The organism is Kitasatospora sp. A2-31 (assembly GCF_022288725.1).
Taxonomy (GTDB): Bacteria; Actinomycetota; Actinomycetes; order Streptomycetales; family Streptomycetaceae; genus Kitasatospora.
The window spans coordinates 236,006-257,803 of sequence record NZ_JAKNTA010000003.1; the positions used below are offsets into that span (position 1 = coordinate 236,006).

At 73.2% G+C, this 21,798-nt stretch carries 16 protein-coding genes; 12 read left to right on the top strand and 4 right to left on the bottom strand.

The features are described from left to right. Positions 1 to 351: 351 nt before the first annotated feature. The 5 genes from MCM47_RS09845 to MCM47_RS09865 all read left to right on the top strand — a co-directional run bounded on the left by MCM47_RS09845 (position 352) and on the right by MCM47_RS09865 (position 5,631). Positions 352 to 1,053 carry a PadR family transcriptional regulator gene (locus MCM47_RS09845; protein ID WP_238860441.1) on the top strand — a complete coding sequence of 234 codons (702 nt, stop codon included), beginning with the start codon at positions 352 to 354 and terminating at the stop codon, positions 1,051 to 1,053. Between the two features lie 129 nt (positions 1,054 to 1,182). After that, positions 1,183 to 2,265, top strand: a complete 1,083-nt coding sequence (locus tag MCM47_RS09850) for an inositol-3-phosphate synthase (RefSeq protein ID WP_238860443.1) — start codon at positions 1,183 to 1,185, stop codon at positions 2,263 to 2,265. 134 nt (positions 2,266 to 2,399) lie between these two features. Continuing rightward, positions 2,400 to 3,737: an MFS transporter gene (locus MCM47_RS09855; RefSeq protein ID WP_238860444.1), complete on the top strand. Its 1,338-nt coding sequence runs from the start codon at positions 2,400 to 2,402 to the stop codon at positions 3,735 to 3,737. Between the two features lie 96 nt (positions 3,738 to 3,833). Continuing rightward, on the top strand, positions 3,834 to 4,526 hold the full coding sequence (locus tag MCM47_RS09860) for a hypothetical protein (RefSeq protein WP_238860446.1): 693 nt from the start codon (positions 3,834 to 3,836) through the stop codon (positions 4,524 to 4,526). 37 nt (positions 4,527 to 4,563) lie between these two features. Next, on the top strand, positions 4,564 to 5,631 hold the full coding sequence (locus MCM47_RS09865) for a hypothetical protein (RefSeq protein WP_238860448.1): 1,068 nt from the start codon (positions 4,564 to 4,566) through the stop codon (positions 5,629 to 5,631). A 112-nt stretch (positions 5,632 to 5,743) separates the two neighbouring features. Here the strand turns inward: MCM47_RS09865 and MCM47_RS09870 are convergent, their stop codons facing one another. Next, positions 5,744 to 7,168 carry a CCA tRNA nucleotidyltransferase gene (locus MCM47_RS09870; RefSeq protein WP_238861376.1) on the bottom strand — a complete coding sequence of 475 codons (1,425 nt, stop codon included), beginning with the start codon at positions 7,166 to 7,168 and terminating at the stop codon, positions 5,744 to 5,746. Positions 7,169 to 7,804: 636 nt separating this feature from the next. Here MCM47_RS09870 and MCM47_RS09875 point away from each other — a divergent pair. The 7 genes from MCM47_RS09875 (at position 7,805) to trxA (ending at position 18,757) form a co-directional block, all read left to right on the top strand. After that, positions 7,805 to 10,240: a DUF6049 family protein gene (locus MCM47_RS09875; protein ID WP_238860450.1), complete on the top strand. Its 2,436-nt coding sequence runs from the start codon at positions 7,805 to 7,807 to the stop codon at positions 10,238 to 10,240. Positions 10,241 to 10,298: 58 nt separating this feature from the next. Next, the gene (gene murJ, locus MCM47_RS09880) at positions 10,299 to 12,818 is read left to right on the top strand and encodes a murein biosynthesis integral membrane protein MurJ (RefSeq protein WP_238860452.1); all 2,520 of its coding nucleotides are present in this window, start codon (positions 10,299 to 10,301) and stop codon (positions 12,816 to 12,818) included. Between the two features lie 316 nt (positions 12,819 to 13,134). Further along, on the top strand, positions 13,135 to 15,036 hold the full coding sequence (locus MCM47_RS09885) for a protein kinase family protein (RefSeq protein ID WP_238860454.1): 1,902 nt from the start codon (positions 13,135 to 13,137) through the stop codon (positions 15,034 to 15,036). Positions 15,037 to 15,073: 37 nt separating this feature from the next. Continuing rightward, positions 15,074 to 15,865: an RNA polymerase sigma factor SigM gene (gene sigM, locus MCM47_RS09890; RefSeq protein ID WP_374209106.1), complete on the top strand. Its 792-nt coding sequence runs from the start codon at positions 15,074 to 15,076 to the stop codon at positions 15,863 to 15,865. After that, complete coding sequence (locus MCM47_RS09895; protein ID WP_238860458.1) at positions 15,862 to 17,025, top strand: hypothetical protein; 1,164 nt, start codon at positions 15,862 to 15,864, stop codon at positions 17,023 to 17,025. The genes sigM and MCM47_RS09895 overlap by 4 nt, the downstream gene beginning before the upstream one ends. 303 nt (positions 17,026 to 17,328) lie before the next feature. Further along, on the top strand, positions 17,329 to 18,294 hold the full coding sequence (trxB, locus tag MCM47_RS09900; RefSeq protein WP_238860460.1) for a thioredoxin-disulfide reductase: 966 nt from the start codon (positions 17,329 to 17,331) through the stop codon (positions 18,292 to 18,294). Positions 18,295 to 18,430: 136 nt separating this feature from the next. Next, positions 18,431 to 18,757 (top strand): thioredoxin, encoded by a 327-nt coding sequence (trxA, locus tag MCM47_RS09905; protein WP_238860462.1) that lies wholly within the window; start codon positions 18,431 to 18,433, stop codon positions 18,755 to 18,757. 106 nt (positions 18,758 to 18,863) lie between these two features. On the opposite strand, the gene MCM47_RS09910 is transcribed toward trxA, so the two are convergent. From MCM47_RS09910 to MCM47_RS09920, 3 genes are all read right to left on the bottom strand, one after another. Next, positions 18,864 to 19,481, bottom strand: a complete 618-nt coding sequence (locus MCM47_RS09910) for a GNAT family N-acetyltransferase (RefSeq protein ID WP_238860464.1) — start codon at positions 19,479 to 19,481, stop codon at positions 18,864 to 18,866. A gap of 121 nt (positions 19,482 to 19,602) precedes the next feature. Further along, positions 19,603 to 20,703 (bottom strand): ParB/RepB/Spo0J family partition protein, encoded by a 1,101-nt coding sequence (locus MCM47_RS09915; protein WP_238860466.1) that lies wholly within the window; start codon positions 20,701 to 20,703, stop codon positions 19,603 to 19,605. After that, on the bottom strand, positions 20,700 to 21,710 hold the full coding sequence (locus tag MCM47_RS09920) for a ParA family protein (protein WP_238860468.1): 1,011 nt from the start codon (positions 21,708 to 21,710) through the stop codon (positions 20,700 to 20,702). Before MCM47_RS09920 ends, MCM47_RS09915 begins: the two co-directional genes overlap by 4 nt. Positions 21,711 to 21,798 lie beyond the last annotated feature (88 nt).

Here is a 21,798-nt window from a genome sequence, read left to right on the forward strand (position 1 = left end):
TTCCAGCTACTCCTCGCCAGGCGGTCGAAGCCTGAAGGCAGGGTTCACGTCCGATGCCCGCAACCGCCCTAACCCCGGAGGTGGTCCTCGTGCACACGCGACAGCGTACGCAGGACAGAAATACAACTAATCGGGCATCAGCCGCCAATGCCCGCAAATCGGCAGCAGATCATTACACGCCCGTTGCCAAGCACACCCGCGCGTCGCCTTGTGATCACATTCACGCGTGCCCCTCTTGCTCCGCCGGGGGCCCAGGTTTACTGTTCTCGATATATCGAGCCGATACATCGGAGCGGCATACCGCCGGAGACGGCGGCCCGCGACGGGCGGAGGGGAAGGAGGACGACGGCAGTGGGCAGGCGCTCAGGAGTGCTGGAGTTCGCCGTTCTCGGCCTGCTCCACGACGCCCCGATGCACGGGTACGAGCTGCGCAAGCGACTCAACGTCCTGCTCGGATCGTTCCGCGCGTTCTCCTACGGAACGCTCTACCCCTGCCTGAAGAGCCTGGTGGCCCAGGGTTTCCTGGTCGAGGACAACCCGGACGTCGAGTACGTCCCGGCCACCGCACTCAACGGCAAGCGGTCCAAGATCGTCTACCGGCTCTCCGCCGAGGGCAAGCAGCGGTTCGAGGAACTGCTCGCCGACTCCGGCCCCGATGCCTGGGAGGACGAGCACTTCGGCGTCCACTTCGCGTTCTTCGGGCAGACCGACCGGGCGGTGCGGATGCGCGTCCTGGAGGGCCGCCGCAGTCGGCTGGAGGAGCGCCTGGAGCGGATGCGCAACTCGCTCGCCCGGGCGCGCGAACGGTTCGACGACTACACCGTCGAGCTGCAGCGGCACGGCCTGGAGTCGGTCGAGCGCGAGGTCCGGTGGCTCAACGAGCTGATCGAGACCGAGCGGGCCAACCGCACCGGCCGGACCGGACCGGCCGCCGGCGGGCCGGGCTCGGCAGTACCCGACAAGACTTCGGACGGCCGTGGCGAGGAGGCCGGATCCCCGGATCCGCCCGGGCCACCGTACGACCGCCCGGGGCGCTCCGCCCAGGAGCGCTGACCACCGCGTCAGCCCTGTGCCGCGCGGCAGGAGTGGGCGCCTCGCGCGCCCGTCAAGCAGTCATCGAAGAAGCAGGACGAGTGCCGCCGATTCCCGGCGGACCTCATGAGATCACAGGGAGCAACCGGAATGGGTTCGGTTCGCGTAGCCATCGTGGGCGTGGGCAACTGCGCCGCGTCGCTGGTGCAGGGTGTCGAGTACTACAAGGACGCCGACCCGGCCGGCAAGGTCCCCGGCCTGATGCACGTCCAGTTCGGCGACTACCACGTCCGTGACGTGGAGTTCGTCGCCGCCTTCGACGTCGACGCCAAGAAGGTCGGCTTCGACCTGGCCGACGCCATCGGCAACAGCGAGAACAACACCATCAAGATCTGCGACGTGCCGCCGACCGGCGTCACCGTCCAGCGCGGCCACACCCTCGACGGCCTGGGCAAGTACTACCTGGAGACCATCGAGGAGTCCGACGAGGCCCCGGTCGACGTCGTCCAGGTCCTCAAGGACAAGCAGGTCGACGTCCTGGTCTGCTACCTGCCCGTCGGCTCCGAGGACGCGGCCAAGTTCTACGCCCAGTGCGCCATCGACGCCAAGGTCGCCTTCGTGAACGCCCTGCCGGTGTTCATCGCGGGCACCAAGGAGTGGGCCGACAAGTTCACCGAGGCCGGCGTGCCGATCGTCGGTGACGACATCAAGTCCCAGGTCGGCGCCACCATCACGCACCGCGTGATGGCGAAGCTGTTCGAGGACCGCGGTGTCATCCTCGAGCGCACCATGCAGCTGAACGTCGGCGGCAACATGGACTTCAAGAACATGCTCGAGCGCGAGCGCCTGGAGTCGAAGAAGATCTCCAAGACCCAGGCCGTCACCTCGCAGATCCGCGACCGCGAGCTGGGCGCCAAGAACGTCCACATCGGCCCCTCGGACTACGTGGCCTGGCTGGACGACCGCAAGTGGGCCTACGTCCGCCTCGAGGGCCGTGCGTTCGGCGACGTCCCGCTGAACCTGGAGTACAAGCTCGAGGTCTGGGACTCCCCGAACTCGGCCGGTGTCATCATCGACGCCGTGCGCGCCGCGAAGATCGCCAAGGACCGCGGCATCGGTGGCCCGATCCTGTCGGCGTCCTCGTACTTCATGAAGTCCCCGCCGGTCCAGTACTTCGACGACGAGGCCAAGGAGAACGTCGAGAAGTTCATCCGCGGCGAGGTCGAGCGCTGAAGCTCGGGCACTGAGCGCTGAACCGCGGCGCTCACCGCCACCGAACGGGTCCACGGTCCGCCGTGGGCCCGTTCACCTTTTCCCGGCGAATGTTTCACGTGAAACACAGGCCCCTTCCATGGCAGTCTGGGCAGGTGGCGATCACGGAGAACGGCAGCACCCACCAGTCCGCGCACCGCGCCACGCTCCTGGACCTCCTGCGCGGCCGCGACTTCCGCCGGCTGCTGACCGCCCGGGTGCTCTCCCAGCTCTCCGACGGCGTCTTCCAGGTCTCGCTCGCCGCCTACGTGGTCTTCTCCCCGGAGAAGCAGTCCTCCCCGGCCGACATCGCCTCGGTGCTGGCCGTGATGCTGCTGCCGTTCTCGGTGATCGGGCCGTTCGCCGGGGTGCTGCTGGACCGCTGGCGCCGACGCCAGGTGCTCCTCTACGGCAACCTGGCCCGGTTCGGGCTCGGCCTGGTCACCGGGGCGCTGCTCCTGGCCGAGGCGCCGACCCCGCTGTTCTTCGCCTCCGCGCTGCTGGTCACGGCGCTCAACCGGTTCATCCTGGCGGGGCTGTCCGCCGCGCTGCCACGGGTGGTGCGCCAGCAGCAGCTGGTCACCGCCAACGCGCTCTCCCCCACCCTGGGCACCGTCGCCGCGGCCTCCGGCGGCGGTCTGGGCTTCGTGCTGCACCAGGTGATGCCCCCCGGGCCGCGGGCCGACGCGGCGCTGGTCACCGTCGCCGCACTGCTCTACCTCTCGGCGGCGCTGGCCGCCCGGCGGATGCACCGGGACCTGCTGGGCCCCGAGCACCACCCGGACCGCCCCCCGCTGGGCCGGGCGCTGGTCCAGGCCGCCCGCGACCTGCGCGCGGCCGTCACCCACCTGGTCCGGGACTGCCGGCCGGCCGTACACGCGCTCGCCGCCGTCACCGCCGCCCGGTTCTGCTACGGCGTCCTGATCGTCATGGTGGTCATGCTCGCCCGCTACACCTTCAACGACCCGAACGACAGCGCGGCCGGGCTGGCGACCCTGGGACAGGCGGTCGGCCTCTCCGCGGCCGGCTTCTTCCTCGCGGCGGTGATCAGCCCCTGGTGCACCCGGCGGATCGGACTGGCGGGCTGGATGACGCTCTGCCTCGCCGCCCCCGTGGTCTTCGTGCCGGCGCTCGGGCTGGGCTTCTCCCTGGTGCCCTGCCTGATCGCCGCCCTGCTGCTCGGCGTGGTCACCCAGGGCACCAAGATCTGTGCCGACACCGTGGTCCAGGAGTCGGTCGAGGACGACTTCCGCGGCCGGGTGTTCGCCATCTACGACGTGCTGTTCAACGTCGCCTTCGTGGCCGCCGCGCTCGTGACCGCGCTGGTGCTGCCGCTCTCCGGCCGCTCGGTCGCGGTGGTGGCGGGCGTCGCCCTGGTGTACGCGCTCGCCGCCGTGCTCTACCTGGGGGCCGCGCGGCGCAGCGGCCCGCTCCCCGGTGACCAGGCGCTCTGAGAGGCCCCGCACCCTCGAAACCGGCGGCGTCGGGCGGAGTCGCTAAGGTACGTCAGATCTGTCGGAGCGACAGCACTCTGTTTCGGGGGAAATCTGATGAGCACACCGCCCAGCCCTTACGGCCCGCCGCCGCCCCAGTACGGGTACCCGCAGGCCCCGCCGGGCGCGCCCCAGGCCCCCCAGCCCTACGGTGCTCAGCCTCCGCAGTACGGCACGCCGCAGCCGGTCGCAGCCGGTCACGGCCAGCCGCCGGCCTACGGCTACCCGGGTGCGCCGGCCCAGCCGGGCCCGCCCGCGCCCCCGTACGGCCAGCAGCCCCCGTACGGCCCGCCGCCCGGCGGCCAGCCGCCGTACGGCCAGCCTCCGTACGGCCAGCAGCCGCCGTACGGTCAGCCGCCGATGGCGCCGCTGCCGCAGGCTCCGGCTCCGGCTCCGGCGAAGAAGGGCAGTGCCAAGGCCAAGCTCAAGGTCGGCGTGGCCGTGGTCGGCGGCATCGCGCTGATCGTCGGCTACTTCGTCACCGGGCCGAGCGTCAGCAGCGCCTCGGTCGGCGACTGCGTCAAGGCGGGCGGTTCGCGCGACGTCGAGATCGTCAAGTGCACCGACAGCAAGGCGAACTACAAGGTGCTGGCCAAGCACACCGGCACCACCGACACCAACCGCTGCAAGCAGACCGCCGGCACGACCAGCACGGTCTCCGGCAAGAGCGGCCGCCGCTGGAACAAGAAGCGCTACGTGCTCTGCCTCGGCCCGCTGACCACCGGCGTACCGCCGGTCAAGAAGTCCTGACCCCTACGCCAGTCCGACCCTTCCACGGGGGAACCACTTGTCCGTCCCACCTCCCCAGATGCCGTACGGCGCGCCGCCGCCCGCCGACAGCAGCAACCCCTACGCCTCCGGCAACCCGTACGGCGGGCCGGCGCCCGCCCCGGCCGCGCCCGCCCCGGCGCCCGGCTACGGCTACCCGGCCGCGCCGCAGCAGGCCGCGCCGGGTTACGGCGTGCCGCCGCAGGCGGCCCCGCCCGGCTACGGCTACCCGCAGCAGGCCGGGTACGCGCAGCAGGCCCCGCACGGCGGCCCGGTCTGCCGCTTCTGCGGCGGCTTCCCCGCCGTGGAGACCACCGTCCGCGGGCACCAGGGCATCATCATCGTGATGCGGTTCCTGAAGCAGCCAGGCCCGTTCTGCCGCACCTGCGGCACCGCGGTGGTCCGCGACATGTCGGCCCGCACCCTGGTCCAGGGCTGGTGGGGCTACCTGTCCTCGATCATCACGCCGATCACCCTGCTGCGGAACCTCGCGGCCCACAACAAGATCAAGGACCTGCCGCCGCCGGCACCGGGAACCCACGGCCCGCAGCTCGACCCGGGCGTCCCGCTGACCAAGCGGCCGCACATGCTGATGCTGCTGCTGCCGGTCCTGTCGATCACCTCGTTCGTCATCCTGGTGACCACCGGCGCGCTGCTCGGCGCGACCGACCACGACAGCCGGCCGTACCGCCCGATCTCGCTGCCCTCACCGGCCGCGGTGTCCATCCCACCGATGCCGTCGTTCTCGTTCTCGATGCCGCCGATACCCGAGATCACCACCCCGGGCGCGGCCAAGCCGTCCGTCCCGCCCGCAGCCTCCACGGTGCCCAGCGACATCGACCGCGCCAGGGTCGGTGACTGCCTGCGCAACGAGAACGGCACCAGCGCCACGCACGACCCCAACCCGCGGATCACCATGCTGCCCTGCAGCGACTCCCGGGCCCAGTACAAGGTGCTCCGCAAGCTGCTGGCCACCAGCGACGACAAGGGCTGCGACAACGTGCCCGAGTCGGACAGCAGCTACACCCGGACGTCCTCGTCCGAGGCGCTGAGCTACGTGCTCTGCCTGAAGGCGCTCAACGGCTGACCACGGCCGCCCGGCGGGCTCCCGCCGGGCGGTACGCGGATGGGGTGGCCCCGGAGATCTCCGGGGCCACCCCATCCGTCCTCCGGGCCCCCAGGGCCCGGGGCACTGCCGGTCAGCCCTGCTGCGCGGCCCACCAGGCGCGGAGCGCGGCGACGGCCTCGTCGTACTCCATCGGGCCGTGCTCCAGGCGCAGCTCCAGCATGTGCTTGTACGCCTTGCCGACCTGCGGGCCCGGCTTCAGCTCCAACAGCTCCATGATCTGGTTGCCGTCCAGCGCCGGGCGCACGGCGTCCAGCTCCTCCTGGGCCCTCAGCTCCCCGATCCGCTTCTCCAGGCTGTCGTACGTCCGGGAGAGCGTCGCGGCCTTCTTCTTGTTCCGGGTGGTGCAGTCGGAGCGGGTCAGCTTGTGCAGGCGCTCCAGCAGCGGCCCGGCGTCGGTGACGTAGCGGCGCACCGCCGAGTCGGTCCACTCCCCGCCGCCGTAGCCGTGGAAGCGCAGGTGCAGCTCGACCAGGCGCGAGACGTCCTCGGTCAGCTCCTTCGAGTACTTCAGCTCGCGCATCCGCTTGCGGGTCATCTTGGCGCCGACCACCTCGTGGTGGTGGAACGACACCCGGCCGTCCGACTCGAAGCGACGGGTACGCGGCTTGCCGATGTCGTGCAGCAGCGCGGCCAGCCGCAGCGTGAGGTCGGGGCCGTCCTGCTCCAGGTCGATCGCCTGCTCCAGGACGGTGAGCGAGTGCTCGTAGACGTCCTTGTGGCGGTGGTGCTCGTCGCGCTCCAGCCGCAGGGCCGGCAGCTCGGGCAGCACGTGGCCGGCCAGGCCGGTGTCGACGAGCAGGCGCAGGCCCTTGACCGGGTGCGCGGCCAGGAGCAGCTTGTTCAGCTCGGCCTGGACCCGCTCGGCGGAGACGATCGCGATCCGGTCGGCCATCGCGGTCATGGCGGCGACGACCTCGGGGGCCGGGTCGAAGTCCAGCTGTGCGGCGAAGCGGGCGGCCCGCATCATCCGCAGCGGGTCGTCGGAGAAGGACTCCTCGGGAGTGGCGGGGGTGCGCAGCACCCGGGCCTCCAGGTCCTCCAGGCCGTGGTGCGGGTCGACGAAGCCGCGACCGGGCAGGTCGACGGCCATCGCGTTGACGGTGAAGTCCCGGCGGACGAGGTCCTGCCCGATGGTGTCGCCGTAGGTCACCTCGGGCTTGCGCGAGGTGCGGTCGTACGCCTCGGAGCGGTACGTGGTGATCTCGATCAGGAAGGAGCCCTGCGGGGTGTCCTTGCGGGCGCCGACCGTGCCGAAGGCGATGCCGACGTCCCAGACGGCGTCCGCCCAGCCCTTGACCAGCTTCAGGACCTGCTGCGGGCGGGCGTCGGTGGTGAAGTCGAGGTCGTTGCCGAGCCGGCCCAGCAGGGCGTCCCGGACCGAGCCGCCGACCAGCGCGAGCCGGTGCCCTGCAGCCTGGAAGCGGCGGGCGATCTCGTCGGCGACCGGGGAGACCCGCAGCAGCTCCTGCAGGCCCAGCGTCTGCGCCTCGCTCAGGCCTGGTACGACCTGGGTGGCAGTGCTGGAATGATGGACGCCGGACTCGTGGGCGGTGGGCTCATTGGCAGTGGACACGGCTCACAAGGGTACGTGTCCCGAAGGCCCCCCTGCCCGCGCGTTTTGCGGCGCTCACCCCAAGCCCGCAACACTGCACCCTCGGCTGCATCGTTACCATGCCGGTGGAGCGGGTCGCGGGCACCGACGAGGGCCTGCGGTGCCGCGCGCCGTAACGGCCTCCCGGATCGCGGGCGGCCGCATCTTCTTCACCGCTGATCCCCACGGCCGGCAGGTTCGGCCCGCAGGGCTTCCGCGGCGTCACAGCAGCACAGCAGCATCAGCAGCGAGCGATCGAGAACGGCGAGGGCGGAGCGCGTGAGCGAGCGTAGCGAGCGAGCCGACGAGAAGTGCGCGTTTCGCGAAGCGCCGGCCGAGCGCAGCGAGGTCGGCCGCGTCAGCGAGCGTAGCGAGCGAGCCGACGAGAAGTGCGCGTTTCGCGAAGCGCCGGCCGAGCGCAGCGAGGTCGGCCGCGTCAGCGAGCGTAGCGAGCGAGCCGACGAGAAGTGCGCGTTCCGCGAAGCGTCCACCGGACGGGATCGTGGGCGGGGCCGCTCCGGGAGGCGCACCGTGCGACGGGTGGCGGCCGCGCTGGGCGCCGCGCTGGCGCTGCTGCCCGCCCTGCCGGCCGCCGCGACGCCCGCCGGGGGCCCGCGCCCGGCCTCCGAGTCCGGCGCCTCGGCCGAGGCCCCGGTCGTGATGACCATCGAGTCGGTCAACAAGCCGGTGGCCGTCCCCAACGGCACCGTGACGATCAGCGGGCACATCACCAACGCCGGCAAGTCGGTCCTCAAGGGCGCCCACGCGGCGGTCCGCAAGCCGTGGTCGGGCAAGCCGCTCACCACGCGCAGCGAGCTGGCCGGCGTCGCCTCCCGGACCAGCCCGGTCAACCAGGACGGCATCGAGCTGGACAGCCCGCAGTACGCGCTGAACGAGCTGGCGCCGGGCCAGAGCCAGCCGTACACCCTGAGCGTCGCCGTGAACGACCTCGGGCTCTCCACCGAGGGCGTGTACGAGCTGGCGGTGGACACCTGGGGTTCGACCGGGGACAACCAGCGTGACCGCGCGCTCGGCATCGCCCGCACCTTCCTGCCCTACGACCCGACGCCGACCGAGGCGCAGCCGTCGAAGGTCACCACGCTCTGGCCGCTGGTGCACGCGCCGGTCCTGGTCGCGCAGACCATGTCCGACAACGACCAGACCGTCCCGGTGCTGCGTGACGACAGCCTGGCCGCGGAGTTCGCGCCGGGCGGCCGGCTCTACGAGCTGGTCGAGACGGGTTCGTCGCTGTCCGGCCTGACCTGGGTGATCGATCCGGACCTGCTGGACACCGCGTTCGCGATGACCAAGCCGTATCGGGTGCAGAAGCCGGGCGCCGAGAAGGGCGACCGGAACGGCAAGAAGAACAGCAAGCCCAAGCAGGCGGCGAAGGAGGAGAACACCGTCCTCCGCAACGGCTCCGCCGCCGCCACGGCTTGGCTGAACAAGCTGCGGGCCGCGGTGGCCAAGCAGGGCAGCCAGGTGGTCGCACTGCCGTACGCGGACCCCGATCTGGCCTCGATCGCGCACAACGCGGCCGAGCTCGCGGGCGTGGACACCGCCCTCGACAAGGCGGCCGTGGCGGGCCGGCTGACCGTCGAGTTCCGGCTGTCGGTGGACACCCGCTCGGACGTCGCCTGGCCCTACCAGGGCTACCTCGACCAGCAGATCGCGGCGCTGGCGCACCGCACCGGCAGCGGCACCGTGCTGGTGAACGGCGCGAGCCTGCCGGAGCCGGACGCCCTCAAGTACACCCCGACCGCGGTGCGGCCGATCGGCAACGGGCAGACCGCGGTGGTGGCCGACGAGGAGGTCTCCGCGCTCTTCCAGACGGACCTCGACACGCCGCAGGCGCAGACCCTGGCGGTGCAGCGCTTCCTCGCCGAGACCTTCGTGATCTCCCGGCAGGAGCCGCAGAACCCGCGCGGCCTGCTGGTGATGCCACCGCGCGAGCTGACGGTCAACACGGCCAAGGTGCTGGCGACCGCCGTCCAGGCGGCGGAGGCCGGCAAGTGGGCGGAGCCGGTGAAGCTGGACGTGCTCACCCAGGGGTCGGCCGACCCGAAGGCCAACGGCGCCGTGCCGCCCGCCGTCGACTACCCCGCGCCGGCGCGCTCCTCGGAGCTGCCGGCCGTCGACCTGAGCAGGACCATCGACATCCAGCACCGGCTGGAGACGCTGATGCGGGTGCTCACCCTGCCGCAGCGGGTGCGCGGTCCGTTCAGCGCGGCGATGGTCCGCTCGTTGTCGACCGAGTGGCGGACCCAGGCGCCCGCGGGGTCGGTCTACCGCACCGGCGTGTCCGACTACCTCGACGAGCTGACCAACGCGGTGTACGTGCCGCACAAGAACGTGATCACCCTGGCCGGTGACACCGGCGTGCTGCAGGTCAGCGTCCGCAACGACCTCACCCAGGCGGTCACCAACCTCAAGCTGGTGGTGACCCCGACCCAGGCCAACCGGCTCCAGATCGGCCCGTCCGAGGAGCTGGTGCTCCCCGCCGCGCAGAGCGCCACCCTGCGGTTCCCGGCGCAGGCGCACAACAACGGGCCGGTCACGGTGACCGCCCAGCTCATGACCACCGGTCCCAACCCGGAGCTGTACGGCGAGCCGCAGACCTTCCAGGTCGAGGTCACCTCGGTGACCAACGGCGTGCTCTACGTCTTCGGCGGCGCCCTGCTGCTGCTCCTGCTGGCGGCGCTGCGCTTCTTCCGGCAGCGCAAGCGGCGGGTGGCCAACGACGACGAGGGCGACGCGCCCCTGGACGCCCCGCCCGCGGCCGCCCCGGCGGACGGCCCCGCGGACGGCCCGGCCGAGGGCCGTACGGGCGCCCCGGCCGACGGCGACGAGGCCGAGGAGGACGGCGGAGCGTCCGCCGGCGGGCTCCCGGAACGCGACGGAGCTGCGCGGACACCGCGCGGCAGCGGCGCCGATGGCCGGGATCGGGCCGCCAGTGATGAGAAGGTTGGTCCTTGATACCGCCGATACCCGCCCGACGCCGGGACGGCCTCCCCCACGACAGCGAAGAGGTGACATGACCGGGCGCAGCGAGGAGCGGCCGCCGGGCCGCGGTGAGGGCCGGCCGGGCGCCGAGTCGCCGTCCGGCGACTGGTACGTGGCCGACACCTACGCCCAGGACCCGTACGCCGCCGAGGCGTACCAGGGCCCGCAGGACGGTCAGGACCCGTACGGCCTGCGGGCCGACCGGCCCGCCGCGCCGCAGCAGCCGGCCGCCGCGTACGACGTGCCGCCGCAGCTGCCCCCGCAGGGCGGCGACTACCCGACGCCGGTGCCGCCGGCCACCCCGTTCTCCCCGCCGGTGCCTCCGGTGCAGCCCGGTTGGGACACCCCGGTGCAGCAGCCGGCGGCGCCGGACGAGCCCTGGCAGGGGGACCGGGCCGGCTGGGAACAGCCGGCGCCGGTCGGCGGCCAGTGGGCCGGGCCGCACGAGGAGCAGCAGTGGCAGCCCGGCCCCGCACACTCCGCCTGGGACTCCGAGACCACCGAGTACGTGGGCGTGGACGCGCTCTTCGGCGGGACGCGGACCGAACAGGCCGCCCCCGCCGGTCCGGTCGCCGAGGCCCCGGCCCCGCCGCCGGCCCAGCAGCCGCTGCGGCCCGCCGCACCCCAGCCACCCGCCGCGCCCGCCGCGTTCGCCCCGGCCGCGCCGTTCCCCCCGGCCGCCGGGTACCAGGGCGGTGCGGGCGGCCCCGGCGGCGGCCACCGGAACGGCCCGCAGGAGCCGGACGGGCAGCGCCCGTTCGTGCCCCCGATCGAGTTCGACCCGCCGCTCTCCGAGGAGGAGGCCACCATGCAGGTGGCCGCGGTGCAGGTGCCGCCGGCGGTGGAGCCGCTGGACGAGCTGGCCGCCGAGGAGCACGCGCCGAAGGCGCCGCCGGCGGGCGGCGGCGGCAAGGTCGCCAGCCTGCTCAACTCCAGCGCCATCATGGCGGCGGGCACCCTGGTCTCCCGCGGCACCGGCTTCCTGCGCACCATGGTGATCGCCACCGCGATCGGCATCGGCGTGATGGGCGACTCGTACAACGCCGCCAACACCCTGCCGACGCTGCTGTACATCCTGATCGGCGGCGGCGCCCTGAACGCCGTCTTCGTGCCGCAGCTCGTCCGCAGCATGAAGAACGACGCCGACGGCGGGACCGCCTACGCCAACCGGCTGCTCACCCTGGTGATGGTCGGCCTGGCCGGCGTCACCTTCGTGGCCGTGCTGGCCGCCCCGCTGCTCGTCCAGCTGATCGCCCATCCGCTGATGAAGGACCAGGCGAACGCGGACACCACCGTGGCGCTGGCCCGGTACTGCCTGCCGACCATCTTCTTCATGGGCATCCACGTGGTGATGGGCCAGATCCTCAACGCCCGCGGCCGCTTCGGCGCGATGATGTGGACCCCGGTCCTCAACAACATCGTGGTGATCTTCACCTTCGGCGCCTACATCTGGGTCTTCGGGTCCTTCGGCGACTCCGGCGTCACCCCGAAGACGATCTCCCCCGAGGGCGTCCGGCTGCTCGGGATCGGCACCCTGGTGGGCCTCGCCGTCCAGGCGCTGGCGATGATCCCGTACCTGCGGGCGGCCGGCTTCCACTACCGGCCGCGGTTCGACTGGCGCGGCCACGGCCTCGGCAAGGCCGCCCGGCTGGCCAAGTGGACGTTCTTCTTCGTCCTCGCCAACCAGGCCGGCTACCTGGTCATCACCCAGGTGGCCACCTGGGCCGGCATCGCCGCCCACGACGCCGGCCACGACGGCGTCGGCCTGGCCGCCTTCTCCAACGCGCTGCTGATCTGGCAGCTGCCGCAGGCCGTCATCGTCGTCTCGCTGATGAGCGCGGTGCTCCCCCGGCTCTCCCGGGCCGCGGCCGACGAGGACGCCGGCGCGGTGCGCGACGACCTCTCGTACGGGCTGCGCACCACCGCCGTGGCGGTCGTCCCGGCCGCCTTCCTGTTCCTCTCGCTCGGCCCGGCGATCGGCCGCTCGATCTACGCCGTGGGCGGCAGCGAGAGCGTCCTCAACGACGCCACCAACGTCGGCCTGATGCTCTCCGCCTTCGCGCTGGGCCTGATCCCGTACTCGGCGCAGTACGTGATGCTGCGCGGCTTCTACGCCTACGAGGACACCCGGACGCCGTTCTCGAACACCGTCTGGGTGGCGGCCTGCCAGGCCGCCTTCTCGCTGGTCTGCTGGCTCGTGCTGCCCGCCGAGTGGGTCGTGACGGGCATGGCGTTCGGCTACGGCGTCGCCTACGCCGTCGGAGTGACGGTCGCGGTGCCCAAGCTGAAGAAGAAGATCGGCGGCCTGGACACCAAGCGGATCGGCAAGACCTACACCCGGCTGGCCCTCGCCAGCGTGCCGGCCGCGCTGGTCGGCGTGGGCGTCAGCCTCGCGGTCCAGCAGGTCGTCGGCGGCTGGCTGGGCAGCGTGCTCACCCTCGTGGTGGCGGGCGGCCTCCAGCTGGCGGTCTTCGTGCTCGTCGCGAAGAAGCTGCGGATCGAGGAGTTGAACGCCATGCTGGGCATGGTCCGCGGCCGACTCGGCCGCTGATCCACCGTTCCGGCCGGCCCACCGGCGGACTCCCTGACCGGGCGTCAACCGGGGGCCGGAGCCTTCCGCCCCTTCGGGCGAGGGCACACGTCAGTACTGGGCCGCCCTCCGCATCCCGGGTCCTCCCGGGCCGGAGATGGCGGCCCAGTGTCGGATCTGCACCACATCTCTCCACCATCACGCAACCGACCGCCCCTTCCAGCGGTCGTACCCGGTGGAGAAGAGTGGGCACAATTGTCCTGGAGCGCCGAGCCTCGGCCCGTCCGCTCCAGCGACTCTCTCAGGCCGGGGCGACACAAGGGGAGGCAGGACCACGGTGGCTGATGGCACCAAGGCGGTCGTCGACACGTCAGCAGCTGACGGGGCGGCGGACGAGGCCGCACTGGCCGCGGCGATCGACGAGCTCGCCGGCGAGACGGACCAGCAGTCCCCCGAGGCCGCGCGCACCGGGACCGCACCGGACGACGAGCCTTCTCCCGCACCCTCCTCGGAGGAGACCTCCGAGATCACCGCACCGCTCTCCGCGGCCGAGATCCGCGCCGAGCTCGCCGCCGGCGGGGCGAAGGCGGCCGCCCGGGCCGCGGCCGCGCGTCCGGCGCGCCCGCCGCAGGACCCGCAGCCCACGCACGACCCGCGCGACACCGGCACCCTGCCGCAGACCCTGCCGGCCCCGATGCGGCACAGCGGGGACAAGATCGGCAACCGGTACCGGCTGGAGGAGTGCATCTCCCAGACCGAGACCTTCAGCAGCTGGCGGGCGGTCGACGAGAAGCTGCGCCGCGCCGTCGGCGTCCACCTGATGGCCTCCGGCCACCAGCGGGCCCGCCGGGTGCTGGCCGCCGCCAAGTCCGCCGCGCTGCTCGGCGACCCGCGCTTCGTCCAGGTGCTGGACGCCGTGCAGGAGGGCGAGCTGGTCTACGTCGTGCGGGAGTGGCTGCCGCACGCCTCCGACCTCGCCAAGCTGCTCGCCAACGGCCCGATGGAGCCGCACGAGGCGTACCAGATGGTCCGCCAGGTCACCGACGCCGTCGCCGCGGCCCACCGGCGCGGGCAGGCCCACCTGCGGCTCACCCCGCGCTGCGTGCTGCGCACCGACAGCGGCCAGTACCGGATCAACGGCATCGCGGTGGACGCCGCACTGCGCGGGCTGCCCGCCGACGACGGCGCCGAGGACGCCGAGCGGACCGACACCAGGGCGATCGGCGCCCTGCTGTTCGCCGCGCTCACCCACCGCTGGCCGTACCCGGAGGACCGCTACGACCTCCAGGGCCTGCCCCGGAACCTCCACGCGGTGCCGCCGGACCAGGTCCGGGCCGGCGTCCACAAGGGCCTGTCCGAGCTGGCCGCGCGCGCTCTCTACGACCACCCCCCGCACCACGCCGAGCCGATCCGCACCCCGGAAGAGCTGGCCAAGGCGATCGCGCTGATGCCGCGCATCCGGCAGCCCGAACCGGAGCTGCCCGCCTTCGGCGCACCGCCGCGCCACAACACCCACGCGCTGCCCACCGCGCCCAACCCGACCCGGGTGGTCGCCGCCCCCGGCACCGCTCCGGCCCCCAACCGGCTCGCCCCGGTCCGGCGCACCCGCCGGCGGCTGCGCCGGGCCATCAAGGCCACGGCGTGGACCGTCGCCCTCGGCGCGATCGGCGTCGCCTCCTGGCAGCTGGTCGACAGCCTGCGCCACACTGGGCCGGCCGTCACCGCCGCCAGCCCCGCGCCGTCCAGCGCCGCGCCGACCGTGCACGCCGCCACCCACACCCCGGTGCCGATCCCGGTCAAGGACGCCCAGTCGTACAACCCGCTGGGCGACTCCCCGGAGTCCACGTACCTGCTCCCGAAGTCCTTCGACGGCGACCCCGGCTCGGCCTGGACGACCAAGGGCTACAACGACCCGTTCGGCACCAAGCCCCCGCTCAAGGAGGGCACCGGTCTGCTGCTCGACCTGGGCTCCCAGCAGTCGGTCAGCTCGGTGAACGTCCAGTTCGTCGGGAACACCAGCGCCGAACTCCGCATCCCGGGCGCCCAGGCCGCCGCCAACCCCGGCGCCGCCCAGCCCGAGGCCTTCACCGTGGCCGGGCGGAAGAGCGGCTCCAGTGCCGAGTTCACCCTGGAGAACCCGGTCACCACGCGCTACCTCTTGATCTGGCTCACCAACCTGCCGAAGGATACGGACTCGAAGTTCCGCGGCTACGTCGCCGAGGTGAAGGTCTTCGGCTGACCGGCCGCCGGCCAGGGCAACGACGGCACCACGAGGGGTGGCAGTGACGGACGGCGCGGACCGGGCGGACGACGACGCGACGCTGCTCGCCCGGCACGTCGCCGGCGACCGGGAGGCCTTCGGCCTCCTGGTGAACCGCCACCGCGACCGGCTCTGGGCGGTCGCCCTGCGCACCCTCGGCGACCGCGAGGAGGCCGCCGACGCCCTCCAGGACGCCCTGGTCTCCGCGTTCCGCAACGCGCACACGTTCCAGGGCCGCTCGGCCGTCACCACCTGGCTGCACCGGATCGTCGTCAACGCCTGCCTGGACCGCGCCCGGCGCACCGCCACCCGCCGCACCAACCCGCTGGACGACGACCCGCAGCGGCTGGACGCCCTGGTGGGCTCCGCCGAGCCGGCCGACTCCCCGGTGGTCCGGGCCGAGGTGCACCGCGAACTGGCGGCGGCGCTGGCCGAGCTGCCGGCCGAGCAACGGGCCGCGCTGGTCCTGGTCGACATGCAGGGCTACCCCGTCGCGGAGGCCGCCGAGGTGCTGGGCGTTCCCGTGGGGACGGTGAAGAGCCGCTGCGCCCGGGGCCGGGCCCGGCTGCTGCCGCTGGTCCGCCACCTCCGCGAGGACGGCGCCGCCGCGGACGCCGGCCGCGAGGACCGCGCGGCACCGGCGGCGGGCGCTGTTTCACGTGAAACCGGGCGGGGCTCCGGCACCGCCGCCCCCGCACCCCGGGGCGGAGGCTCCCCACCGGGGAACCCGACCGGCGCCCGTACCGTCAGAAGGACAGGCCCGGACACCGCCCGGCCGGTCCTGGAAGGAGATGCGAGCACGCGATGACGGCCCACCTCTCCTCCCCCGAGCCCACGGCGGCGCACCCCTCCGTCGACGAGCTGGCCGACCTGGCCGAGGGGCTGATCGAGTCCGCCGCCGACACCGCGGCGCTCCGGCGGCATCTGGACGGCTGCGCCGAGTGCCGCGGGACGGCCGAGGCCCTCGACGAGGTCCGGGTGCTGCTGGGTGCCGTCGAGCCGCCGGCGGTGCCGACCGACGTGGCCGCCCGGCTGGACGCCGCCCTCGCGGCGGCGGTGGCCGAACGCGACGCGATCGGGCGGGGGACGGCCGAGCACGACGCGGCCGAGCGTCGTGCCACCGACGCCACCGACGCCACCGCTGCCGCCGCTGCCCCCGCTGAAGCCGACGCCACCGACGCCACTGCTGCCGCCGCGGCCGCCGACGCCACCGACGCCACCGATGCCGCCGACGGGCCCGCCGCGGCCCCGCAGACCGCCCGGAACACCCCGGCGGGCCCCCGGGCGGGCGCCGCCCCGGCCGCCCCCTCCAGGCCCGTTCCCGGCCCCTCCTCGGCGCCCCTCGCCGCGCCCGGGCGCCCCTCCGGACACCCGCCCCGCCCGTCGGCGGCCACCGGACCAGGCCGCGCCCACCCGCGGCGGCGCCGGTTCGCCCTGCTGATCGGTGCGGCCGCCGTCCTGATCGGGGCCGGCCTCGGCGGCTCGCTGCTGCTCTCCGTGCCCGACCGGACCGCCTCGGACACCGCCGCGGTCTCGGTCGGCGCCCCCGCGGCCGGCGCCGCGCCGAGCGCCGCCGCGAGCGCCGGGCCCGCCCGGAGCCCCAAGGCCGAACAGGCGGGCGGCGGCACCGTCTACCGGGACGACTTGCTGGCGGACCAGGTCCGGCAGCTGCTCGCCACCGCCGGCCCCACCACCGACGGCCCGGTCAAGCCAGGGTCCCCCTCCGTCCTGACCGGCGGTGCACCGCCCGCCGACGCGCAACCGGGGATCGCCGGCGGCCAGAGCTCCCCGGCCTGCCCGGCGCCCACCGACGCCCCGCTGCTCGCCACCGACCGGGGCAGCTACGCCGGTGCCCCGGCCGAGGTGCTGGTGTTCGCGGTGCCCGGCCGGTCCGACCAGGTCGACGTCTACCTGCGCTCCCCCGACTGCGGGCCGGTCCTGGTGCATCGCACCGTCGGGGCCCGCTGAGCCCGCCGACGAGCCCTCGGCGGCCTCGCCCACCGGCACGGGCGCGCCGCGGCCGGAATCCCGCCGCCGGAATCCCGCCCGCCGGAATCCCGCGGCGGGCATTCCACGGCGGGCATTCCACGGCGGATCGGCGGACCGGCCCCGTGCGATCAAGCCCCGGGGCTCCCGGCGCTCCCACACTGCGGGCGCCTGGTGCGGATCCGCCTGGGAATGCGGGAGACTGGTCAGTCGTTGTCCCGGGCGGCGGAGCAGGACCGCCCTCCCCGCACCTAGCGCGGGTCGCGATGCGAACCAGGAGATGCAGTGAGCGACGTCCGTAACGTGATCATCATCGGTTCCGGCCCGGCCGGCTACACGGCTGCGCTCTACACCGCCCGTGCCTCCCTCAAGCCGCTGGTCTTCGAGGGCGCCGTCACCGCCGGCGGTGCGCTGATGAACACCACCGAGGTGGAGAACTTCCCCGGCTTCCGGGACGGCATCATGGGCCCCGAGCTGATGGACAACATGCGGGCCCAGGCCGAGCGGTTCGGCGCCGAGCTGATCCCCGACGACATCGTCGCGGTCGACCTCACCGGTGACGTCAAGACCGTCACCGACTCCGAGGGCAACGTCCACAAGGCCCGCGCCGTGATCGTCACCACCGGCTCGCAGCACCGCAAGCTGGGCCTGCCGAACGAGGACAAGCTCTCCGGGCGCGGCGTCTCCTGGTGCGCCACCTGCGACGGCTTCTTCTTCCGCGACCAGGACATCGCCGTGGTCGGCGGCGGCGACACCGCCCTGGAGGAGGCGACCTTCCTCTCCCGCTTCGCCCGCAGCGTCACGATCATCCACCGCCGGGACACCCTGCGCGCCTCCAAGGCGATGCAGGAGCGCGCCTTCGCCGACGAGAAGATCCGCTTCGAGTGGGACAGCGCGGTCGAGGCGATCCACGGCGACCCGAAGCTGACCGGCGTCACCCTGCGCGACACCACCACCGGCGAGACCCGCGAGCTGGCCGTCACCGGCCTGTTCATCGCCATCGGCCACGACCCGCGCACCGAGCTGTTCAAGGGCCAGCTGGAGCTCGACGCCGAGGGCTACCTCAAGGTCGAGTCCCCCTCGACCCGGACCGGCATCCCGGGTGTCTTCGGCGCGGGCGACGTCGTCGACCACACCTACCGCCAGGCCATCACGGCCGCCGGCACCGGCTGCGCCGCCGCGCTGGACGCCGAGCGCTACCTGGCCTCGCTGGCCGACCTGGAGGCGCAGGCCGCCGCGGTCGCGGTCTGAGCCCCTCCGATCCACCCCGCGGGGTGTTTCACGTGAAACACCCCGCGTCACCCCGCCCCCGGCCAGGCGAAACAGAACGGGCCCATCCGTTGTTCACCTGGCAGCAGCCCTCACCGTTCGATCCCGAGGAGTCCCCGTGGCCGGCGCCACCACCACCGTCACCGACAAGACGTTCGAGACCGACGTCCTGAAGAGCGAGAAGCCCGTACTGGTCGACTTCTGGGCCACCTGGTGCGGCCCGTGCCGCCAGGTCGCCCCGATCCTGGACGAGATCGCTGCCGAGCACGGCGACAAGCTGACCATCGCCAAGCTGGACGTCGACGCCAACCAGGCGACCGCCGCGCAGTACGGCGTCATCTCGATCCCGACCCTGATCGTCTACAAGGGCGGCGAGCCGGTGAAGTCGATCACCGGCGCCCGGCCGAAGGCCGCGCTGCTGCGCGAGCTCGCCGAGTTCATCTAGGTCCCGGCCCGGCTGCGACCGGGACGGACCGTCAGCGCCGCGAGGGCGGGGCTCCCCACCGGGAGCCTCGCCCTCGTCGCGTACCCACCCGCTCGCCCTCCTGGAGCTAGAACGGCCGGAGCGCGGGCTCCTTGCGGCCCCCGCCGAGGAGCCGCTCCAGCGCGACCTCCACGTCCCCGCGCCAGGAGAGCGTGGTCCGGGCCTCCAGCCGCAGCCGCGGGTAGCGCTGGTGCGGACGGACCGTCTTGAAGCCCACCGCGAGCAGGTGCTCGGCCGGGAGGACGCAGCTCGTGGGCTGCCGGCCGACCGCGCCGAACGCCTCGATCGCCTTCACTCCGCGGCCGACCAGATCCTTGGCCACGGTCTGCACCAGCACCCGGCCGAGCCCCTGCCGCTGATAGCCCGGCACCACCCGGCTGATCATCAGCTGAACCGCGTCCGGCGAGACCGGACTGGTGGGGAAGGACTGCGAGCGCGGTACGTACGCGGGCGGGGCGTAGAGCACGAAACCCGCCGGGACGTCGTCCACGTAGACGATCCGGCCGCAGGAGCCCCACTCCAGCAGGACCGCGGAGATCCACCCCTCCTTCTCCAGCTCGGGCTTGCCGGACTCCACGGCCGCCCGTCCGCTGACCGGATCCAGCTCCCAGAACACGCAGGAGCGGCAGGTGGTCGGCAGATCCGCGAGGTTGTCCAGTGTCAGCGGAGCGATCCGGCGTCCCATGCCCCGTACCTCCTCGTCCACTCCACAGTCGAGCATTCCCCCCAACGCCGATGGGTGCATGTTTCACGTGAAACACCGCTCACGTGGAACATGCACCCATCGGGTAGCGCCCTCGGCCCGATCAGCCCTGCGACAGCCGGAGCCCGTCCTCGCCCGGGGCCAGGCTGTCCAGGATCCGGTTGAGGTCCTCCACCGAGCCGAACTCCAGCACCACCTTGCCCTTGCCCAGCTTGCCGCCGCGCTGCGAGACCTCCACCTTGACCCGGGTGTCGAAGCGGTCGGAGAGCCGGCTCGCCAGGTCGTTGAAGGCCGGGGAGAGCAGCTTGCCCGCCTTCGGCCCGGCCGCCCGCGCCGGCTTCTCCTCGCGGTCCATCAGCGCGACGATCTCCTCGGTGGTCCGCACCGAGAGGCCTTCGGCGATGATCCGCCGGGCCAGCTGGTCCTGCCGCTCACCGTCCGGCACGCCGAGCAGCGCACGGGCGTGGCCCGCCGTGAGCACCCCGGCGGCGACCCGCCGCTGCACGGCCGGGGACAGCTTCAGCAGCCGCAGCGTGTTGGAGACGTGCGAGCGGGAGCGGCCGATCCGGTCCGCCAGCTCGTCATGGGTGCAGGAGAAGTCCCGCAGCAGCTGGTCGTAGGCGGCGGCCTCCTCCAGCGGGTTCAGCTCCGCCCGGTGGAGGTTCTCCAGCAGGGCGTCCAGCAGCAGCTTGTCGTCCTCGGTGGCCCGGACGATCGCCGGGATGCGCTCCAGCCCGGCCTCCCGGGAGGCCCGCCAGCGCCGCTCGCCCATGATGAGTTCGAAGCGCTCGGCCGAGACCTGCCGCACCACGACCGGCTGCAGCAGACCCACCTCCTTGATGGAGGCGACCAGCTCGGCCAGCTTGTCCTCGTCGAAGACCACCCGCGGCTGGCACGGGTTGGGCGTGATCGCGTCCAGCGGCAGCTCCGCGAAGCGGGCGCCGTCCACCGGGGCGAGCTCCGGCCCGGCGGACTCGGCCGCCCGGTCGGCCTGCTCCCGCAGGCTCTCCGCGGCGACCTTGGCGGCCACCGTGCCCCGTCCGGTCGGCAGCACCGGCACCGCGGCCGGCGACACCGTCACGGCCGGCGCCGTCGCGCCCGGCGCGGGCGTGGCGGTCGCGGGCTGCGCCGCCCCGCCGGCCGCCGGTGTGGCGGCCGGGATCAGCGCCCCGAGCCCACGTCCGAGACCCCTGCGACCACTCACCGATTGCCCTCCGTCGTACCGTGCTGTGCCATCGGGGCTCCGTGCCCCGTCTCGCCGCCGCCCTGCGGCCGGCCGTTCTGCTGGCCGTCGCGCTGCTGGCCCACCAGCGAGCCGGTGGTCCCGCCGACGCCCACCGCGCGCATCGCCAGCTCCCGGGCGGCCTCCAGGTAGGAGAGCGCCCCGGTCGAACCCGGATCGTAGGTCAGCACCGTCTGCCCGTAGCTCGGGGCCTCCGAGATGCGGACCGAACGAGGGATCGCGGTGTGCAGCACCTCCTGCTGGAAGTGTGTCCGGACCTCCTCGGCCACCTGGGCGGCCAACCGGGTGCGCGCGTCGTACATGGTGAGCAGGATGGTGGAGACGTGCAGCGCGGGGTTGAGGTGCGCCCGTACCAGCTCGACGTTGCGCAGCAGCTGGCCGAGCCCCTCCAGCGCGTAGTACTCGCACTGGATCGGGATCAGCACCTCCTGGCCGGCCACCAGGGCGTTGACCGTCAGCAGACCGAGGGAGGGCGGGCAGTCGATCAGGATATAGTCCAGCGGCTGCTCGTAGGCGGCGATCGCGCGCTGGAGCCGGCTCTCCCGGGCCACCAGCGAGACCAGCTCGATCTCCGCACCGGCGAGGTCGATGGTGGCGGGGCAGCAGAAGAGCCCCTCGACGTCCACCACCGGCTGCACGACGTCGGCCAGCGGCTTGCCCTCGACGAGGACGTCGTAGATCGACGGCACCTCGGCGTGGTGGTCGATGCCCAGCGCCGTGGAGGCGTTGCCCTGCGGGTCGAGGTCGATCACCAGGACGCGCAGTCCGTGCATGGCGAGCGAGGCGGCCAGGTTGACGGTGGTGGTGGTCTTGCCCACCCCGCCCTTCTGGTTGGCGACGACGATCACCCTGGTCGCGGCGGGCCGGGGCAGCCCCTCGCCCGCCCGGCCGATCGCCTGGACCGCAGCCTGGGCAGCACGCGCGATGGGCGTGTCATCGATCTGGTCGATGGTCTCCGAGTCCTGCATGAGGGTCAGTGTTTCACGTGAAACCGGAGCGGCAACAGTCGCCGCCCGGCTGCGAGAGAGGATTCCGGAAAGCAGGGAGCGACGTTTC

What these genes read in the sequence shown, in the direction of transcription:
- MCM47_RS09850 (WP_238860443.1), top strand. Translation starts at nt 1,183, where the DNA reads ATGGGTTCGGTTCGCGTAGCCATCGTGGGCGTGGGCAACTGCGCCGCG.
- MCM47_RS09910 (WP_238860464.1), bottom strand. Translation starts at nt 19,481, where the DNA reads ATGGGACGCCGGATCGCTCCGCTGACACTGGACAACCTCGCGGATCTG.
- murJ (WP_238860452.1), top strand. Translation starts at nt 10,299, where the DNA reads ATGACCGGGCGCAGCGAGGAGCGGCCGCCGGGCCGCGGTGAGGGCCGG.
- MCM47_RS09895 (WP_238860458.1), top strand. Translation starts at nt 15,862, where the DNA reads ATGACGGCCCACCTCTCCTCCCCCGAGCCCACGGCGGCGCACCCCTCC.
- MCM47_RS09860 (WP_238860446.1), top strand. Translation starts at nt 3,834, where the DNA reads ATGAGCACACCGCCCAGCCCTTACGGCCCGCCGCCGCCCCAGTACGGG.
- MCM47_RS09920 (WP_238860468.1), bottom strand. Translation starts at nt 21,710, where the DNA reads ATGCAGGACTCGGAGACCATCGACCAGATCGATGACACGCCCATCGCG.